14 protein-coding genes and 2 pseudogenes are annotated in these 16,506 nt (G+C 64.0%); 7 read left to right on the forward strand and 9 right to left on the reverse strand.

Going from position 1 to position 16,506, the window contains the following annotated elements:
• Window positions 1-348: 348 nt before the first annotated feature.
• From NCS28_RS03670 to NCS28_RS03680, 3 genes are read right to left on the reverse strand one after another with little or no spacing between them, the layout of a single operon-like run.
• A complete protein-coding gene (locus tag NCS28_RS03670) occupies window positions 349-1,128 on the reverse strand; it encodes an ABC transporter ATP-binding protein (RefSeq protein ID WP_284504739.1) in 780 nt (259 codons plus the stop codon).
• Between the two features lie 27 nt (window positions 1,129-1,155).
• Window positions 1,156-1,869, reverse strand: coding sequence for an ABC transporter permease (locus tag NCS28_RS03675; RefSeq protein ID WP_250512516.1), 714 nt, complete (start codon window positions 1,867-1,869; stop codon window positions 1,156-1,158).
• Between the two features lie 27 nt (window positions 1,870-1,896).
• Window positions 1,897-2,583: an ABC transporter permease gene (locus NCS28_RS03680; protein WP_250512517.1), complete on the reverse strand. Its 687-nt coding sequence runs from the start codon at window positions 2,581-2,583 to the stop codon at window positions 1,897-1,899.
• 476 nt (window positions 2,584-3,059) lie between these two features.
• On the opposite strand from NCS28_RS03680, the gene NCS28_RS03685 reads away from it, so the two are divergent.
• Window positions 3,060-3,758: a pirin family protein gene (locus NCS28_RS03685; RefSeq protein ID WP_250512518.1), complete on the forward strand. Its 699-nt coding sequence runs from the start codon at window positions 3,060-3,062 to the stop codon at window positions 3,756-3,758.
• Between the two features lie 70 nt (window positions 3,759-3,828).
• Here NCS28_RS03685 and NCS28_RS03690 read toward each other — a convergent pair whose 3' ends face one another.
• On the reverse strand, window positions 3,829-4,425 hold the full coding sequence (locus NCS28_RS03690; RefSeq protein WP_250512519.1) for a Spy/CpxP family protein refolding chaperone: 597 nt from the start codon (window positions 4,423-4,425) through the stop codon (window positions 3,829-3,831).
• A gap of 245 nt (window positions 4,426-4,670) precedes the next feature.
• On the opposite strand from NCS28_RS03690, the gene NCS28_RS03695 reads away from it, so the two are divergent.
• Window positions 4,671-5,393, forward strand: a complete 723-nt coding sequence (locus NCS28_RS03695) for a response regulator (protein WP_250512520.1) — start codon at window positions 4,671-4,673, stop codon at window positions 5,391-5,393.
• Window positions 5,377-6,717, forward strand: a complete 1,341-nt coding sequence (locus tag NCS28_RS03700) for an ATP-binding protein (RefSeq protein ID WP_250512521.1) — start codon at window positions 5,377-5,379, stop codon at window positions 6,715-6,717. Before NCS28_RS03695 ends, NCS28_RS03700 begins: the two co-directional genes overlap by 17 nt.
• Before the next feature lie 31 nt (window positions 6,718-6,748).
• On the opposite strand, the gene NCS28_RS03705 is transcribed toward NCS28_RS03700, so the two are convergent.
• Both NCS28_RS03705 and NCS28_RS03710 read right to left on the reverse strand, forming a co-directional pair.
• Complete coding sequence (locus tag NCS28_RS03705; RefSeq protein WP_061179460.1) at window positions 6,749-7,012, reverse strand: double-stranded DNA-specific endonuclease; 264 nt, start codon at window positions 7,010-7,012, stop codon at window positions 6,749-6,751.
• A gap of 110 nt (window positions 7,013-7,122) precedes the next feature.
• A complete protein-coding gene (locus NCS28_RS03710) occupies window positions 7,123-8,808 on the reverse strand; it encodes a GGDEF domain-containing protein (RefSeq protein WP_250512522.1) in 1,686 nt (561 codons plus the stop codon).
• Between the two features lie 730 nt (window positions 8,809-9,538).
• Between NCS28_RS03710 and NCS28_RS03715 the strand changes: the two genes are divergently transcribed.
• From NCS28_RS03715 to NCS28_RS03730, 4 genes and pseudogenes are all read left to right on the forward strand, one after another.
• Window positions 9,539-11,302, forward strand: coding sequence for an ABC transporter permease (locus NCS28_RS03715; protein WP_250512523.1), 1,764 nt, complete (start codon window positions 9,539-9,541; stop codon window positions 11,300-11,302).
• Window positions 11,303-11,314: 12 nt separating this feature from the next.
• Entirely contained in the window at window positions 11,315-12,670 is a 1,356-nt protein-coding gene (locus NCS28_RS03720) for an ABC transporter ATP-binding protein (RefSeq protein ID WP_250512524.1), read from the forward strand.
• Window positions 12,671-12,908: 238 nt separating this feature from the next.
• A pseudogene (locus NCS28_RS33500) lies at window positions 12,909-13,088 on the forward strand (hypothetical protein); the annotation flags it as partial.
• Window positions 13,037-13,438 (forward strand): annotated as a pseudogene (locus tag NCS28_RS03730) (type II toxin-antitoxin system HicB family antitoxin). The pseudogenes NCS28_RS33500 and NCS28_RS03730, both read left to right, overlap by 52 nt.
• Window positions 13,439-13,500: 62 nt before the next feature.
• On the opposite strand, the gene NCS28_RS03735 reads toward NCS28_RS03730, so the two are convergent.
• The 3 genes from NCS28_RS03735 to NCS28_RS03745 form a co-directional block, all read right to left on the reverse strand.
• A complete protein-coding gene (locus NCS28_RS03735) occupies window positions 13,501-14,022 on the reverse strand; it encodes a hypothetical protein (protein ID WP_250512525.1) in 522 nt (173 codons plus the stop codon).
• On the reverse strand, window positions 14,019-14,573 hold the full coding sequence (locus NCS28_RS03740) for a hypothetical protein (RefSeq protein ID WP_250512526.1): 555 nt from the start codon (window positions 14,571-14,573) through the stop codon (window positions 14,019-14,021). The genes NCS28_RS03735 and NCS28_RS03740 overlap by 4 nt, the downstream gene beginning before the upstream one ends.
• Before the next feature lie 289 nt (window positions 14,574-14,862).
• Window positions 14,863-15,936 (reverse strand): sigma-54 interaction domain-containing protein, encoded by a 1,074-nt coding sequence (locus tag NCS28_RS03745; RefSeq protein WP_250512527.1) that lies wholly within the window; start codon window positions 15,934-15,936, stop codon window positions 14,863-14,865.
• Window positions 15,937-16,506: the final 570 nt, after the last annotated feature.

Here is a 16,506-nt window from a genome sequence, read left to right on the forward strand (position 1 = left end):
CTTCGTTTTGGTACTTTCGTTACCAATTTAACAAAATACGTTATAACCGCCAAAGAAATTTGACGTTCGGCGAGCGTGTGTGTCAAAAATGCAATGCCCACGTGGTAGACACGCTACCCACAGGATGGGAAACATCCCGCAAACCCTTATCCCATCAGGGCTTTAGCGTCATGTAAGTTTCAGAGTCGGGTTTGTCGCCTATTGACGCGCATGCGTCGTAGCGCTAGGTCGTCGAAGGGCGCGAAAGAGGCCGATGCAACTGCGCCCGGACGCAAAAAAAGCGCCTCTGGGGCGCCTTTTCTGGAGTGGATGGTTGCCGAAACTGCCTCTCGGCTGCGAGCGCGAACTTTACTTCAGACTACCCGACAGGAACTGTTTCAGGCGCTCGCTCTTCGTGTTGACGAAGACATCGTCGGGATGGCCTTCCTCCTCGATGCGCCCCTGATGCAGGAACACGACGTGATTCGACACGTTGCGTGCAAACGCCATCTCGTGCGTCACGACGATCATCGTGCGGCCTTCTTCGGCGAGCGTCTGCATGACCTTCAGCACTTCGCCGACGAGCTCCGGGTCGAGCGCGGAAGTCGGTTCGTCGAAGAGCATGACGTCGGGGTGCATCGCGAGCGCGCGCGCGATGGCCACGCGCTGCTGCTGCCCGCCCGACAAATGCGACGGATACTGCTTCTCCACGCGCGGCGCGAGCCCGACCTTTTCCAGATACGTACGCGCGCGTTCCTCCGCTTCCTTCTTCGAGAGCCCGAGCACGTTCACGGGCGCCTCGATCACGTTCTCCAGCACGTTCATGTGCGACCACAGGTTGAAGTGCTGGAAGACCATCGACAACTTCGAGCGAACTTGCCGCAGTTGCTGCTGGTCCGCCGCCTTCAGCGCGCCGGTCTTGTCCTTCATCGTGCGGACTTCGGCGCCGTCGACGAAGATGCGCCCCTGGTTCGGCTGCTCCAGGAAGTTGATACAGCGCAGCATCGTGCTCTTGCCCGAACCGGACGAACCGATGATGCTGATCACGTCGCCGGCCTTCGCCTTGAGCGAAACGCCCTTCAGGACTTCGTTGCTGCCGTACTGCTTGTGAATATCGTCGACGAAAAGCTTGTGCATCTGGGAATTCATGAAGGGTCCTTGGCTGACTCGATGGTCTCATTTGCCTTGCGGCCGCAAATAAGCGAGCCAGCGATGCTCGGCGCGGCGGAACAGCCACACGAGCGCGAACGAAATGCAGAGATAGAGCAGGGCGGCGATGCCGAACGCCTCGAACGACTTGTACGTCGCCGAATTTACGTCGCGCGCGATCTTGAGGATGTCCGGCACGGTCGCCGTGAACGCGACGGTGGTCGCGTGCAGCATCAGAATGACTTCATTGCTGTAGTACGGCAGCGCGCGTCTCAACGCCGACGGAAGAATCACCCGTCGATACAGCGTGAAACCCGACATGCCGTACGCGCGCGCAGCTTCGATCTCGCCGTAGGGCGTCGCCTTGATCGCGCCCGCGAAAATCTCCGTCGTGTAGGCGCAGGTGTTGAGCGTGAAGGCGAGCAGCGTGCAGTTCATGCCTCTGCGGAAGAACTCGGCGAGCGGCAGGGAATCGCGCACGACCTGCAGGCTGTACAGACCCGTGTAGCAGAGCAGCAGCTGCACGTAGAGCGGCGTGCCGCGAAAGACGTACGTATAGAGCCACACCGAGCGCGACAGCAGCTTGTTCTTCGACACTCGCGCGACCGCGAGCGGCACCGACAGACAAAAGCCGAGGCCAATGGAGATGACGAGCAGCCACATCGTGATCGCGAGACCGGTGATGCGGTAGCCGTCGGTAAAGAGGTAGTTCTTCCAGTATTCCTGGATGATTTCGATCATGATCCCTGCCGCTCTTGAATGGACCGATTAGAGGTCGGCCTTGCGCACGCCGATGGAATAGCGCCGCTCCAGCCAGATCAGCACGAAATTCGAGATCGTGGTGATCGCGAGATAGATCGCGCCCGCGAGTAACGTGAAGAAGAAGAAGCGCAGCGTGCCCTTGCCCGCGTCTTGCGAAGCCTTGACGACATCCGCGAGACCGATGATCGACACGAGCGCCGTCGCCTTGACCATCACCTGCCAGTTGTTGCCGATGCCCGGCAGCGCGAAACGCATCATCTGCGGAAACATGATGCGCGAGAAGGTCTGCCACGGTGTCATGCCGTAGGCCGCGCCCGCTTCGAGCTGGCCGCGCGGCACGGAGAGAAACGCGCCGCGGAAGGTTTCGGTGAAATACGCGCCGTAAATGAAGCCGAGGACCAGAATGCCGGCGAGGAACGGATCGATGTCGATCTGATCCCAGCCCACCGCGTCCGTGAAGAGGTTCAGCCAGATCTGGATGCTGTAGAACAGCAGGAGCATCAGCACGAGGTCGGGCACGCCGCGGATGAGCGTCGTGTAGACGGTGCCGAAGCCCGACGCCACACGATTTTTCGACAGCTTAGCCGCCGCGCCGATCAGGCCGATCACAAAGGCGAACACGAGCGACAGCACCGCCAGCTTGACGGTCTGCCAGGTGCCCGCGAGGATCAGCGGGCCGTAGCCTTGCAACATGTTGATTCCTTGGTAAGGTGCCTAACGTGCATGGAGTGCGACGAGCGCGGTGCGCGGCGGTCGTTCGCGCGATGCGTCCCGGCGGTCGTACCCGTGGACGACAAAGCGGCGCGCGATACGAATGTAATCATGTCTCTTCCCGGCCGGGCGGCGCGCTTTTCCGCGCGTTTCGGCTGTCTTTCTCCGGCTCGCGCCTGCTTTGGGCCAGCGGTCGGTATTCTATGTGGTCAAAATTGCGGGCTCGCGATTGTCGGTTTTCCTGACGCCTCGGCCCATTGCGGCTGTCGCCATCCGTCGCCACCCTGAAAAGCGCGGTATTTTACCCGAAGCCGGCGAGCGCGCGAGGGCGAACCCGGAAGAGTCCGATTACGTGCATGGGTAGAACGATGTAGTGCCTTTGGGCGCGTTGTTCCGAAGCGGCGTCGCCCTTACATTCTCTCCATCGCAAATCAACGCCTCGGGCGGGAGCAAACATCATGTTCGAGATTCGCCGCAGCAACGATCGGGGCCACGCCAACCACGGCTGGCTCGACTCGTATCACAGCTTCTCCTTTGCCGATTACTACGATCCGGAGCACATGCACTTCGGCGCGCTGCGCGTGATCAACGAAGACCGCGTCGCGGGCGGCCAGGGCTTCGGCGCGCATGGCCATCGCGATATGGAAATCGTGAGTTATGTGCTCGATGGCGCGCTGGCGCACCGCGACAGCATGGGCAACGGCTCCACGATCCGTCCCGGCGACGTGCAGCGCATGAGCGCCGGCACCGGCGTGCGTCATAGCGAATTCAACGGCTCGCCGACGGACACCGCGCATTTCCTGCAGATCTGGATCATTCCGGATGCGCCGGGCGGCGCGCCGGGCTATGAGGAGAAGCGCTTCGCCGACGATGAGAAGCGCGGACGGCTGCGTCTGATCGCGTCGCCGGAAGCCACGGATGGCTCGGTCACGATCGGCGCGGACGCACGGATCTTCGCGGGCCTCTTCAATGGCGACGAGCGCGCGGACTTCGACGTGCCGGCGGGCCGCCGCGTCTATGTGCACGTGGCGCGCGGCGCGGTGACGGTGAACGGCGAGGCGCTCGGCGCCGGCGACGCCGCGAAGCTCGAGGACGTGTCGAAGGTCACGCTGGAAAAGGGCGATAACGCGGAGGTGCTGTTGTTCGACCTCGCGTAAGTCGTCATCGGCGATAAAAAAAGCCGCGGAGCGCCATGCTCCGCGGCTTTTTATTTGCCGCAACCGCCGCTTAGGGCTTTGCAGTGGCCGATGCGCCCGCCGCCGCGCCCGGGGCACCCTCTGGGCCGCCGCGGTGCTTGCCCCAGCGTTCATGCATCTTGTGCTCGTGCTCCCGCATCTTCGCGAAGTGCTTCTTGAGCGCCGTGCTGACGGTCGTCTTCTGCTGGTCGTTCAGGCCGTTGTAGAAATTGAGCCACGCGGTCGCGGTCTGCTCGCGCAGTTGCGCGTTCTGCGCCTCGATCTTCTGATGCGCCGCGTGCATCGCGTTCAGGTCGAGGATCGGCTGGCTTTCCATCGACTTGAACTGGTCGCGCATCTGCTTGTGGCTCTCGCGCAGCGCCTGATGATTCTGCTTCATCGTCGTGAGCGCGGTCTGCCAGAGCTTTTCCTGGTCCGCATTCAGCTTCAACTGGCCGTGCAGCTCGTCCAATTGCTTCTGCATGCGCATTTCCATGCGGTGGCCGCCGGGGCCGCCGTGGCCGCCCATCATGGCCGGGCCGCTGGCGGGCGCTGCGGGCGGCGCGTCGTTCGTGGCCGCGTAGGCCGTGCCGAACGTCAGCGCGATTGCAGCAGCGGCGGCGGTGAGAATGCGATATTGCTTGGCCATCTTGATACTCCCTTGATTGTTTTCGATGCCGAAGCCACGAGGCCTTGATCGACGTATCGGATGGTGTGTCGAGGTCTTGCGCTTGTCGGTGAGACACAGCGTAGGGGTTCGCGGCGGCCCGCGTGTTACGGCACGGTTCAGGCTTGTTACGCCGGTTTACGCCCCGCTTTCGTCGTAACACCCGGTAACCCTTATGGCATGGCTGTCATCAATCGAGGTCGGACTCACGCGCTAAACTTCATCTCATGACTACGCAAATACTTGTCGTCGACGACGACGCCGAACTGCGCGACCTTCTGCGCGACTATCTGGTCCGGCAGGGCATCGAAGTGTCGGTGCTGCATGACGCCGGTGGACTCGAACGCCGCATCGAACGCGAGCGGCCCGATCTCATCGTGCTCGATCTGATGATGCCGGGTGTCGACGGGCTGACTGCGCTCAAACAGTTGCGCGCGTCCGGCGACGATATCCCGGTCATCATGCTGACCGCGCGCGCGGACGACGTGGACCGGATCGTCGGCCTCGAACTGGGCGCGGACGATTACCTCGGCAAGCCGTTCAATCCGCGCGAACTGCTGGCGCGCGTGCAGGCCGTGCTGCGCCGCCGCCGCACGATTCCGTCCGCCGCGCCGGAGCAGCGCGAGCCGTATGCGTTCGGCCGCTTCCGGCTGGATTTTCAGTCGCGCACGCTGCAACAGGACGACAAGCCGCTGACGCTGTCCGGCAGCGAATTCGCTCTGCTCAAGATCTTCGTGAACAACCCGATGCGCACGCTCACGCGCGAGCGCCTGCTCGAACTGCTGCACGGCCCGGAATACGACGGCACCGACCGCGGCATCGACGTGCAGGTCTGGCGCCTGCGCCGCATCCTGGAGACGGATCCTTCGGCGCCGCGCTTCATCCAGACGGTGCGGGGGCGCGGCTACGTGTTCGTGCCGGACGGCGAGCAAAATGCGCCGGGCAATTGACACACTGTTCGGCCGGCTGGTCGTCATCGTCATCGGTATGCTGGTGCTGTCGCATGTTGCGTGGTTCGCGATCATCCGCTTCGAGCGGGACAACGTGCAGACGCGCTTCGCCGTGGAGGAAGCCGTTTTCCTCGTCGAAGCGGTTCGTCAGCACATTGCCAACACGCCCGATCAGCCTTTGCCGCCGCGCGTGCGGGTAGTTCCGCTCGCAAGTGCGGAGGTGCCGAAGCCGCCCGACGAGGACATGCCTCCGCCGTTGCAGCGCTTCGTCGAGGATTTGAAAGACCGTCTCCCCGACGGCACCGACGTGCGCCTGAACGATCCCGGCGGCCCGCCGAGCGTGTGGGTGCACGGCGTGAAGGATTCGGGCTGGATCGTCGTGCCGGTGCAGCCGCTGCGCCCGCCGCGCTCACGCGACCGCATGCTCGTGTGGCTCGCGCTGATCTTCTCGACGGCCGTGCTTGCCGCGCTGTTCGGCGCGTGGCAACTGCAATATCCGCTGCGCTCGCTCGCGCAGGCGGTCGGGCGCTTCGGGCGCGGCCAGCCGACGCCGCCGGTGCCCGAGCGCGGCCCGCGCGAGTTGCGGCAATTGACGCACGGTTTCAACCAGATGGTCCGCGAAGTCTCGCAGACCGAGAGCGACCGCGCCGTGATGCTCGCGGGCGTCGCGCACGATCTCAAGACGCCGCTCGCGCGCCTGCGCCTGCGCGCCGAAATGATGGACGACGAAAAGATGCGCGACGGCGTCGTGCGCGACGTCGATTCCATGGCGCATATCGTCGATCAGTTCCTCGTGTTCGCGCACGATCGGCCGGACGGCAGCGAGCCGGTTCCCGTCGACGAACAATGCGAGCGGATCGCGCGGGCCTATCGCGCGGTGTCGCCGGGCGCGCAGCTGATTCGCCTGAAACTCCAGGCCGGGCCGGCTTTCGCGCTGCCCGCGGCCACGCTCGACCGGCTGCTGTCGAACCTGCTCGACAACGCGCATGCGTACGGTGCGCCGCCGGTCGTCATCGAGACGCGGCGGGAAGCAAAGGGCTGGGTGTTGTCGGTGTCCGATCACGGCAAGGGCATCGAGCCGGACGATCTCATCAAGGCAAGCCGGCCGTTCGTGCGGCTCGATCCGGCGCGCGGCGGCAGTGGCCATAGCGGGCTCGGACTCGCCATCGTCGAGCGGCTCGCGCGGCGAGTGGGCGGTGAGTGCGAGATCGGCAATCGTGCCGAGGGCGGATTGCAGGTCGTGATGACCTTTCCGTTCGACATCGCCACGCAGCCGGTGGAAGAGCGCCGCACCGGCCCGCAGCACGAGGAGCGCGTGCTGTAGCGGCGCGCTCGATCGTCAACGGGGGGCGGCGTCAGTCGAACAGCGTGTCGAGCGCCGATGCCGCTTCGCTGTCCACCGTGTTGTACGTCACCGTCGACGCCTCGAAGATGTAGTGCGTCGTGTACTTGCCGAGCCGCGAGAGGATCTCCTCCTGAATCACTTCGGGCGCGAGATCGATCTTCAGGAACCACGCCGTCGACGAAAGCCGCGTCTGAAACGAGCCGTACTCGGCGAGCAGGTGGTCGAACGTTTCTGCGTCCTGATCCCGGCACACGATGACCAGATTTCCCTTCATGCAATTCTCCCGATTCACGCCGGCGGCATGCGATTTCGAATATCGATGATACCTGCGCGATGCGTGCGCGTCGCGACATGCGCATGACCGTGCGATGTTCGATGCGCCGCTTACTTGCCCGCGAGCGTGTCTTCCGGGTGCCGCGTGGACGGACCGGGATCGGCGGGGCGCACTTCGCTGCGGTCGCGTCCGCGCGATTTCGCCTCGTATAGCGCGAGGTCGGCGCGCGAGAGAATCCATTCGAGCGCATCGTCCGATGCCAGCTCCGTGATGCCGATGGACACCGACAACGCCGCATCGTCCGGCAGATGCGCGCAGTGCTCGTGATGGAAACGCTTTCTCAGACGCTCGAGCACGGCTTGCGCATCGGCGAGCGAAGTTTGCGGCAGCAGGATGCCGAATTCCTCGCCGCCGAGCCGGCCGATCGCATCGCTCGGACGAAGCTGCGCGCGGCACACTTCGACGAAATGCTCGAGCGCGCGGTCGCCCGACGCGTGGCCGAAGCGATCGTTGATCTGCTTGAAGTGGTCGAGATCGGCGATCGCGACGGAAAGCGGCGTGCCGACCGAGCGTGCGAGCTCGACTTCATGACGCAGCGTGTCCAGGAAGTAGCGCCGGGAGAGCGCGCCCGTGAGCGCGTCGTGGCGCGCTTCGGCCGAAAGGAGCGTATTGGCCGATTGCAACTGCTCGGCGAGATCGCGCGTCGCGCGGTGCAGGCGCCGCTCGCGCGAGTACGACGTGGCGATCACGATCGCGAGCGTCACGACGCCGAGCATCGTCAGAAACACGAGGAAGCGGTCGCGGCTGTGATTGCGGCTGATTTCCGGCCAGCTCGTCAGCGGATGGACGATATGCGCCGAAAGCCCCGAATTCAGCCCCGTGCGTTCGTCGTAGAGCGAGGGCACGTTGCTGCCGTTCGCGGCGTAAAAGGTCTGCGCGAGCGCGGGCGCGAGCCAGTGCTCGGACGCGCGCATCTGCTCGCCGATATGCGACAGCCGCAGCTCCGGAAACGACTCGCGCCGATAATGCTCGATGCGCTCGCGCCCGGTCATGCGCGCGATGGGCGCATCGGGCATCGCTTCGTATTCGAGCCGGCCGTCGTGCGCCATCACGACGACGCCGTTTTCGTCGGTCACGAACGTGCCGGCGCGCGAGACCCAGTGTCGCAGCCGGTCGATGCTCACTTTGGCGATCACCGCGCCGACCAGAATGCCGTCCTCGTAGGCGGGCGCGGCGATGAAGATGCCCGGCTCGCCGGAAAGACGCCCCACGCCGTACATCTCGACGAAGCCGCCGAGCAGCGCGCGCGCGACATAGCCGCGAGCGCTCATGTCGTAGCCGATGAAGCTGTCGTTGTCGGCTGCGTTGCTCGATGCAATGCAGAACCCTTTGTCGTTGACGAGCCAGATCGAGTCGAGGCCGGAGAAGCCCTGCGCGTCGTGCAGGAAGTGATTGACCTTCTCCAGCGCGGGGCGCGCGGTCAAGTCCTTGCGGCGTTCGAGTTCCGTCCCCGCCGGGTTCGAGGCATAATTCCGCGACTCCGCGAGCGCTCGCTGCGTGAGGTCCATCTGCGCGAGCGTCGCGGGAATGGCGCGCGACATTGCCAGATCGCTCGCGATGATCTGCGCCATGTTGTCGACGATGGACGCCGCCATCTGGCGCTCGGTGCGCACCGTCGACGTCATCTCCTGTTGTACCATTCGGTCCGACAACAAGCCGGCGGCAATCCAGCACGCGAATGCCAGCGCCGCGATGCCGAGCGTCGCGATCGCGCGGTGCAGGATGAGCTTGTTCATCGATCTCGGGCGCACTGGACTTTCACGCCGTACGCACGCTGAACGCGCCGCGCCGCCCGAGCGGTCCGGTCTGCGCGAAGCGGGCAAGGCGGGTGTGCGGATTGCAGCGCATCATGTCTACCGCTGTCCGGCGCTCGCTCCCGATGGCGCGGCAGGCATGGCTCAGGCGGTTTTTCGTCTCGGATCGGGCGTCTCGCATCGCATCGGCGCTCAAATTATTGTTCGTGATAAGCCAAGATTGGACGATGTTTTGCGCCGCCTATCAAGTGACTTCTGTCGGCGAGCGACGTGCGTCCCACACAACGGATGCGCGCCGCGCAAAAGCGCGCTTTGCCGGGCCGTCCGACGCGAACGCGCCGTAGCCACATTGAAAGGAAGCGAAGGCACGCGGGTGTGAGGCGCATCCGGCGCGCATCGTCCTTCATTTTGCCCGTGCCGTGCCGAAGAGCAACAGAAACATCGCAGGAATGGCGCGCCGGGCCGCATGAAGGTTGTGCCTGTCACACGGGTTGGTGTAGTGTCGCTCGGTTCAGCGCGGGGAAACGTCTGACGCGGCGACTGCCCGGCGCCGTCATGCGTGCTGAACGTGTCGTCCGTTCGACGGCCGCGTGCGTTGAGCATACGGTTGTTCCGGGCAAAGGCTTCTTGCCCGCCGGACGGCCCGTTCGCCGTCTCAAGCAACATCCCGCGTTCGCGCGGTCGGAACAAAGCCTTACGGGGAGGGCCTTGCATGGAATTTGGTTTCAATCTGAATCGCACGGCGAACGCGTCGGCGTGGCGGATCCTGCCCAACCGCTGGGATTTCGTCGCCTTCCCGATGATCATCTGCATCATCGCGCTCGCCGCCGTCGGTTTTCACGAGACCCTGGCGCCGATCTCGACGCTGCAGACGCAGGCGATCTCGCTCGACCCCGCGAATCTTCCCGAATACGCGTTGCGCACGACCTTGCGCATGCTGCTGGCGATGGTCGCCTCGCTCATCTTCACGCTGGTCTACGGCACGCTCGCGGCGAAGAGCCGGCGTGCGTCGATCGTGCTCGTGCCGATTCTCGACATCCTCCAGTCGGTGCCGGTGCTCGGCTACATCTCGTTTACGGTGACGTTCTTCCTCGCGATGTTCCCCGGGCGCGTGATCGGCGCCGAATGCGCGGCGATCTTCGCGATCTTCACGAGCCAGGCGTGGAACATGACGTTCAGCTTCTATCAGTCGCTGCGCACGGTGCCGCGCGACCTGGACGAAGTCTCGCGCGGCTTTCACCTCACCAACTGGCAGCGCTTCTGGAAGCTCGAAGTGCCGTTTTCGATGCCGGGCCTCATCTGGAACATGATGATGTCGATGTCGGGCGGCTGGTTCTTCGTCGTCGCGTCCGAGGCGATCACGGTCGGCAACCGCACGATCGTACTGCCGGGCATCGGCGCGTATCTGGCCGCGGCCATCGGCGAGCGTAATCTCAGCGCGATCGGCTGGGTGATCCTCGCGATGACCATCGTCATCCTGGCCTACGACCAGTTGATGTTCCGCCCGCTCGTCGCGTGGGCCGACAAGTTCCGCATGGAGAACACGAGCTCGGGCGACGAGCCGTCTTCGTGGCTGCTCGACCTGATCCGCCGCACGCGCCTGATTCACCGTCTGCTCGTGCCGGCGGGTTGGATTCTCGCGAAGCTGGCGCGGGTGCCGATCAAGCTGCCGTCGCTGCAAGGCGCGCTCGAAAACGTCGGCTTGCCGCTGCGCGCCAAGGCGCCGTCCACGCGCGCGGGCGATATCGCGTGGGGCACGGTCGTGCTGCTGATCACGGTGTTCGTCGTATGGAAAGTCGCGTCGTTCGTCGCGACCGGCGTGAGCTGGAGCGAAGTCGGCCATGTGTTCGTGCTCGGCTTCATCACGCTCTTGCGCGTGGTGGTGCTGATCGCGCTCGCATCGGTGGTGTGGGTGCCGATCGGCGTGCTGATCGGCCTGCGCCCGGCGCTCGCCGAAAAGATTCAGCCGCTCGCGCAGTTCCTCGCCGCGTTTCCGGCGAACTTGCTGTTTCCGGTGTTCGTCGTGGTGATCGTGCGCTGGAATCTGAACCCGGATATCTGGCTGTCGCCGCTCATCGTGCTCGGCACGCAGTGGTATATCCTCTTCAACGTGGTCGCGGGGGCATCCTCCTATCCGAACGACTATCGCGAGGCCGCGAGCAACTTCCAGATCCGCGGCTGGCAGTGGTGGAAGAAGTGCATGCTGCCGGGCATCTTTCCGTACTACATCACGGGCGCGATCACCGCTTCGGGCGGCGCTTGGAACGCCAGCATCGTCGCGGAAGCGGTGTCCTGGGGGAAGACGGAGGTCGTCGCGCACGGCCTCGGCGCCTTTATCGCCCAGACGACCGCGGCGGGCGACTATCCGAAGATCATTCTCGGCATCGCCGTGATGTCGCTGTTCGTCACGCTGTTCAACCGACTGTTGTGGCGCCCGCTATACGCCTATGCCGAAGCTAGACTCCGGCTGGATTGAGGACGAGTTCCGATGCAGAACCTGAAAAATACGCAGACATCGGCGGGGCAGGGCTTTCAGCGCCCGCAAGGCACGCCTCCGCGACTTGGCGCGGAGATCCTGCGCGTGGCGAACGTCAGCCGCGGCTTCAACAAGACGCAGGGCGAACTGCTCGTGCTCGACGACGCAAATCTTTCGCTGCGCGAAGGGGAGATCGTCGGATTGCTCGGGCGTTCGGGCTCGGGCAAGTCGACGCTCTTGCGCATCATCGCCGGGCTGATCGAGCCGACGGCCGGCGAAGTGACCTATCTGAACGAACCGTTGCGCGGCCCGGCGAAGGGCGTCGCGATGGTGTTCCAGACGTTCGCGCTGTTTCCGTGGCTAACCGTGCTGCAGAACGTGGAAGCCGGTCTCGAGGCGCAGGGCGTGGGTGCGCGGGAGCGTCGCGAACGCGCGCTGGCCGCGATCGACCTGATCGGTCTCGACGGCTTCGAAAATGCGTATCCGCGCGAGCTGTCGGGCGGCATGCGGCAGCGCGTGGGCTTCGCGCGGGCGCTCGTCGTCGATCCGACGCTGCTTCTGATGGACGAGCCGTTCTCCGCGCTCGACGTGCTGACCGCCGAAAACCTGCGCACCGATTTGCTCGATCTGTGGACGCAAGGGCGCATGCCGATCAAGTCGGTGCTGATCGTCACGCACAACATCGAGGAAGCGGTGTTCATGTGTGACCGCATTCTGGTGCTGTCGTCGAATCCCGGTCGCGTGATGGCCGAGATCAAGGTGCCGTTCAAGCATCCGCGCAATCGTCTGGACCCGGCGTTCCGGCGTCTCGTCGACGATATCTACGCGAAAATGACCGCGCGTCAGATGGACGAAGCGAAGAAGAAGGGGCTCGAGCTCGGAAGCTGGCTGCCGTCGGTGTCGACCAACCTGATGGCGGGGCTCATCGAAACGCTCGCGGCCGAGCCGTATCACGGCCGCGCGGACATGCCGGAAATCGCGCGCACGCTGCATCTCGAGGTCGACGATCTCTTTCCGATCGCGGAAGTGCTGCAGCATCTGGGTTTCGCCGATGTGCGCGAAGGCGACATCTACCTCACGCCGCAAGCGCGCGTGTTCGCGGAGTTCGGGACGCAGGAGCGCAAGATGATGTTCGCGGAGCATTTGCTGCGGCATGTGCCGCTCGCCGCGCGGATCAAGAAGGTGCTGAACGAGCGGCCGGGACATCGCGCGCCGCGCGTGCGCTTCGAGCAGGAACTGGAAGACTTCCTCTCCGACAAGGCCGCGCAGGAGACGCTCGACGCGGTCATCGACTGGGGACGTTATGGGGAGATCTTCTCGTATAACGACCAGACGGAGATGCTGAGTCTGGAGGATGTGGAGGCTTGAGGGGAGTCGCTTCGGGCTGAATCGAGAGCGCGGTTGCCGGTGACGGCGCCGCGCTTTTTCGTTGTCGCCGGCCGTTTGCTGAATGTTCGTGCGCCGCGTTGAATCGTAACGTTTTCGTCTTGTAACGCTACACACGCAGCATTCCGAGATGAGATGGATTCATCGCGCTTGATACGGATGCTGCTGGACGACGGTATGGGAGCTCGTTCGCACTCGGGGCAGTCATGACCACTTTCGACACACAACCAAAGGCGGTCGCGTAACCGTGGTTCATCCGAATAAGACGTGGCGATCGGGACGGTCAGATCGGTCCTCAAAGGCGCCGGACTGTTCAACGGTCTGTATTCGTCGTAACGGAACCGGGCAATGGAATTTGCCCTCGCGATTCATAAATATCCTGAGAGCTGCTACGGAGTGACCGTGCCCAGCGTGCCGGGCGTTTTTTCGGCCGGAGATACGATCCACGAAGCGATCGAAAACGCGAAGGAAGCCATTTTTTTGACATCGAGACGATCATCCAGGACGGCGCGGAAGTCTCGATCACGTCGCGAAGCATTGAGGAACTAATTGTCGACCCCGATATCGCCAGACGCCATCTGGGCCTACGTCGAAGTGGACCTGTCCAAGCTCGATTCACGGCCGGAGCGCATCAACATCAGCCTGCCGCGATTCGTGTTGCACAAGATCGACAGCTATGTCGAAGCGCGCCACGGGACGCACAGCGGGTTCCTCGCGCGCGTCGCGCTGGAAGCGATCGCCAACGGCTGACGTCATGAAAAAAGCGCGGTGTCCGCAAGGAAACCGCGCTCTTCCGAAGACCGGCCGGGAAACTACTGCAAGTTCCCCCAGCGCTCGACCGCAGGCTCCGCCGACGCCCATTTCCATCCGCTCGGCTGTTGGCAAGCCGTCGCGATGAACCACTCGGCGGGCGCTTTCGCATCGTCACCATCGACGACCGAGAACGCGAATTCCTTGCACGTCGCGAGCGCGCTGCTGAACTCGCGCAGCACGCGCACTTCGCCGTGACCGTTTTCGACAGGCAAAGTGTGTTTGACCTTCCAGGGCCGCGTCTCGCCGACCTGCGAGACGCCCGCCGTCACCGCGATCATGACCTGCTGATCCTGATGCAGCGACTTGGTGATGCGCTTGACCGCCTCGTCGGTGGCGGCCTGCACTGCGATGCCCACGCCGAGGCCGATGGCCGGATTGGTCGTGAACGCGCCGGTCGCGATGCCGGCCGTCGCGCCCGCGGCGGCGCCGATCGACGCGCAACCGCTCATCGACACGCACGCGGCCGCGCCCGCCGCGATGAGCCCGAGGCGCAGCAGAGAAACGTCGAGAGACAGCGTCATTGCAGCGAGCCCCAGCGCGGCGTGGCGGGCTCGGCCGACGCCCACTTCCACTTGTCGCCGTCACGGCACACGGACGCGACGTAGAACGCGCTGTCGGCTGCGCGATCTTTTGTCGCGTCACGATCGACGGAGAACACGATCTCCTTGCAGTCGAGCACGCCGCTGCTGATGGTGCGGCTCACCGTCACGCGGCCTTTCTCGTCTTCTTCGATCGGCACCGAGTGCACCGCCTTCCACGGCGCGACCGCGCCGACCGCGAGCGGCCCGGCGACCGAAGCGATCTGATCCTGTGTGTTCGTGTGGATGACGCGCTGCGTGTATTGCACGCCCGCGCGCGCCGCGGCGACCGCGCCCAGACCGATGCCTGTCGCCACTGCGGCGTTGCTGGTGACGCTGTTCGCCACCGCCGCGCCCGCGATACCGGCGCCTGCCGTCGCGCCTTCGCTGTAGAGCGAGTTGCATCCACTGAGGCTCACGCAAGCGATGACACCTGAGATGACCGCGGCGAGCGCGGCGGCTCGCGGGCTGCGCCGATGGACCCTGATCTGCATGTTGCTTTTCCTTCGTCTACCGTTTTCCCGACGCTTGCCAATCGGGGTTCGAGGGCTCGAATCTTCTTGAGGTCTCGCCCTCAAGTCGCCGCCCGGCAACGAAAGAGCGCACGATGCGCGGGCTTCGCGCATTTTGAAGCATGCTTCTAATTACCGCTTCGAGAAAATTGCAAGAAATTGCAAGCGGCGCGAGTCCGTTTCGATCCGCGCAGCATCGCAGACAAAAAGAAGCGAGCGCGACCATGCGCGCTCGCTTCCCGATTCATGCAAATGCAAGCCGACAGGCTGTTCAGCTTTCGCTGCTGCCCGAAGCCGTATCGCCGCCGCCTTCGGTGTCCTCGTTTTCGTACGCACCGAGGCGGTTATACAGAGTCTTGAGACTCACGCCGAGCGCCTTCGCCGCTCGCCGCTTGTCGCCGCCGCAATGCTTGAGCGTGCCGAGAATGATCTGCTTCTGCGCATCGGCGAGCGGCGTGCCGACCCAGACGTTCATCGCGTCGCCCTGCGTGACGGGTTTCTTCACGCGCGACGCGAGATGCGGATGCGCGATCTCCACCGTCTTCTCCGCGAGGATGAACGCGCGATAGACCGTGTTCTTCAACTCGCGCACGTTGCCCGGCCACGAGTATGTGCGCAGCACGTCGAGCGCGCGCTTGCTGAAGACCTTGCTCGTGCCTTCCTGCGCGTTCATTTCCGAGAGGAAATGTTGCGCGAGCAGTTCACGGTCCGAATCGCGCTCGCGCAGCGGCGGCGCGCGCAGCGGAAACACCGCGAGGCGATACATCAGATCTTCGCGCAACCCATTTTCCTTCACGGCGATGATCGGATCGCGATTCGTCGCCGCGATCACACGCACATCCGAGCTGATGAGATCGTTGCCGCCGACGCGAAAGAACGTGCCCGTCTCCAGCGCGCGCAGCAGCTTTACTTGCCGCACCGGCGACATCTCGGTGACTTCGTCGAGAAAGAGCGTGCCGCCGTTCGCGTGCTCGAAATAGCCTATACGTCCCTGCACCGCGCCCGTGAAGCTGCCTTTCTCGTGACCGAAGAGCTCGGCCTCGATCAGGTTGTCGGGGATCGCGCCGCAGTTCACCGCGATGAACGGCGCGTCCTTGCGCGCGCTGTGGTCGTGAATCGTCCGGGCGACGAGCTCCTTGCCGGTGCCCGACTCGCCGATGATGAGCGCCGTCGCATCGGTTGCGGCGACGCGCTCGATTTGCGCGTACAACTCCAGCATCACGGGAGAAGAGCCATAGAGCAGTCCATAGGACTTCAAGCCCGGCACTTCTCCCGTGTTGCGCTTTCTTTGCGCGGGTGTATCGCCGACCGCGGTGGGCGGCGGATCCAGATCGGTTGACGCCATGTGTCCTGATCGTTCCAGTTCTGCGTATGTCGTGGGTGGGCGGCGGCCTGCGCGGGCGCCTCCGGTCGCAGCCGGCCTAAGGCAGTTCGGCGCGCACGAGCGGCGCAACCGTGGGTGACCGCGCGCATCGGCATATGACGCGCCCATGCGCGTTGCCCGTCGTGCTCACGCTAGCCGTGAGCCGCTCTTTCCTCGTGGTGCGTCGGTCCAGGATCGTCTGCATCGGGTGCTTTCACAGCGCCGATTCGTTGCAGGCGAACCTATCTCATAAACGCTATTTAACCATTCGCAACGACATTGCGGCAATGCGCCAACCGGCCTGCGGCGCATTTTGTCTGAACCGCGCGGCGAGTCGGCGCGCTTCCGGAAAGAGTCTCCTTTACGCCCGGAGACTTTACAAGGCCAGAGAGTAATAGTTACCCGACAGTCGGCTGTTCCGCGTCAATGGCGGGCGTGCAAGCCCAGTAGACGTGATTGGCACGAAAGCTGCGTTACGCATGGTCATCGTGACTCTTATCCAAAAAATCCGCCGACGAGCATCGCATCCGAGGCGCACACACGAGGATGGGC

The organism is Caballeronia sp. INDeC2, assembly GCF_023631325.1.
In the GTDB taxonomy this organism is placed as follows: Bacteria; Pseudomonadota; Gammaproteobacteria; order Burkholderiales; family Burkholderiaceae; genus Caballeronia.

Excerpts from the sequence above, each read along its gene's own strand:
- NCS28_RS03715 (WP_250512523.1), top strand. The coding sequence starts at position 9,539 with ATGGAATTTGGTTTCAATCTGAATCGCACGGCGAACGCGTCGGCGTGG.
- NCS28_RS03680 (WP_250512517.1), bottom strand. The coding sequence starts at position 2,583 with ATGTTGCAAGGCTACGGCCCGCTGATCCTCGCGGGCACCTGGCAGACC.
- NCS28_RS03745 (WP_250512527.1), bottom strand. The coding sequence starts at position 15,936 with ATGGCGTCAACCGATCTGGATCCGCCGCCCACCGCGGTCGGCGATACA.
- NCS28_RS03675 (WP_250512516.1), bottom strand. The coding sequence starts at position 1,869 with ATGATCGAAATCATCCAGGAATACTGGAAGAACTACCTCTTTACCGAC.
- NCS28_RS03740 (WP_250512526.1), bottom strand. The coding sequence starts at position 14,573 with ATGCAGATCAGGGTCCATCGGCGCAGCCCGCGAGCCGCCGCGCTCGCC.
- NCS28_RS03700 (WP_250512521.1), top strand. The coding sequence starts at position 5,377 with ATGCGCCGGGCAATTGACACACTGTTCGGCCGGCTGGTCGTCATCGTC.
- NCS28_RS03670 (WP_284504739.1), bottom strand. The coding sequence starts at position 1,128 with ATGAATTCCCAGATGCACAAGCTTTTCGTCGACGATATTCACAAGCAG.
- NCS28_RS03690 (WP_250512519.1), bottom strand. The coding sequence starts at position 4,425 with ATGGCCAAGCAATATCGCATTCTCACCGCCGCCGCTGCTGCAATCGCG.
- NCS28_RS03705 (WP_061179460.1), bottom strand. The coding sequence starts at position 7,012 with ATGAAGGGAAATCTGGTCATCGTGTGCCGGGATCAGGACGCAGAAACG.
- NCS28_RS03720 (WP_250512524.1), top strand. The coding sequence starts at position 11,315 with ATGCAGAACCTGAAAAATACGCAGACATCGGCGGGGCAGGGCTTTCAG.
- NCS28_RS03710 (WP_250512522.1), bottom strand. The coding sequence starts at position 8,808 with ATGAACAAGCTCATCCTGCACCGCGCGATCGCGACGCTCGGCATCGCG.
- NCS28_RS03735 (WP_250512525.1), bottom strand. The coding sequence starts at position 14,022 with ATGACGCTGTCTCTCGACGTTTCTCTGCTGCGCCTCGGGCTCATCGCG.
- NCS28_RS03685 (WP_250512518.1), top strand. The coding sequence starts at position 3,060 with ATGTTCGAGATTCGCCGCAGCAACGATCGGGGCCACGCCAACCACGGC.
- NCS28_RS03695 (WP_250512520.1), top strand. The coding sequence starts at position 4,671 with ATGACTACGCAAATACTTGTCGTCGACGACGACGCCGAACTGCGCGAC.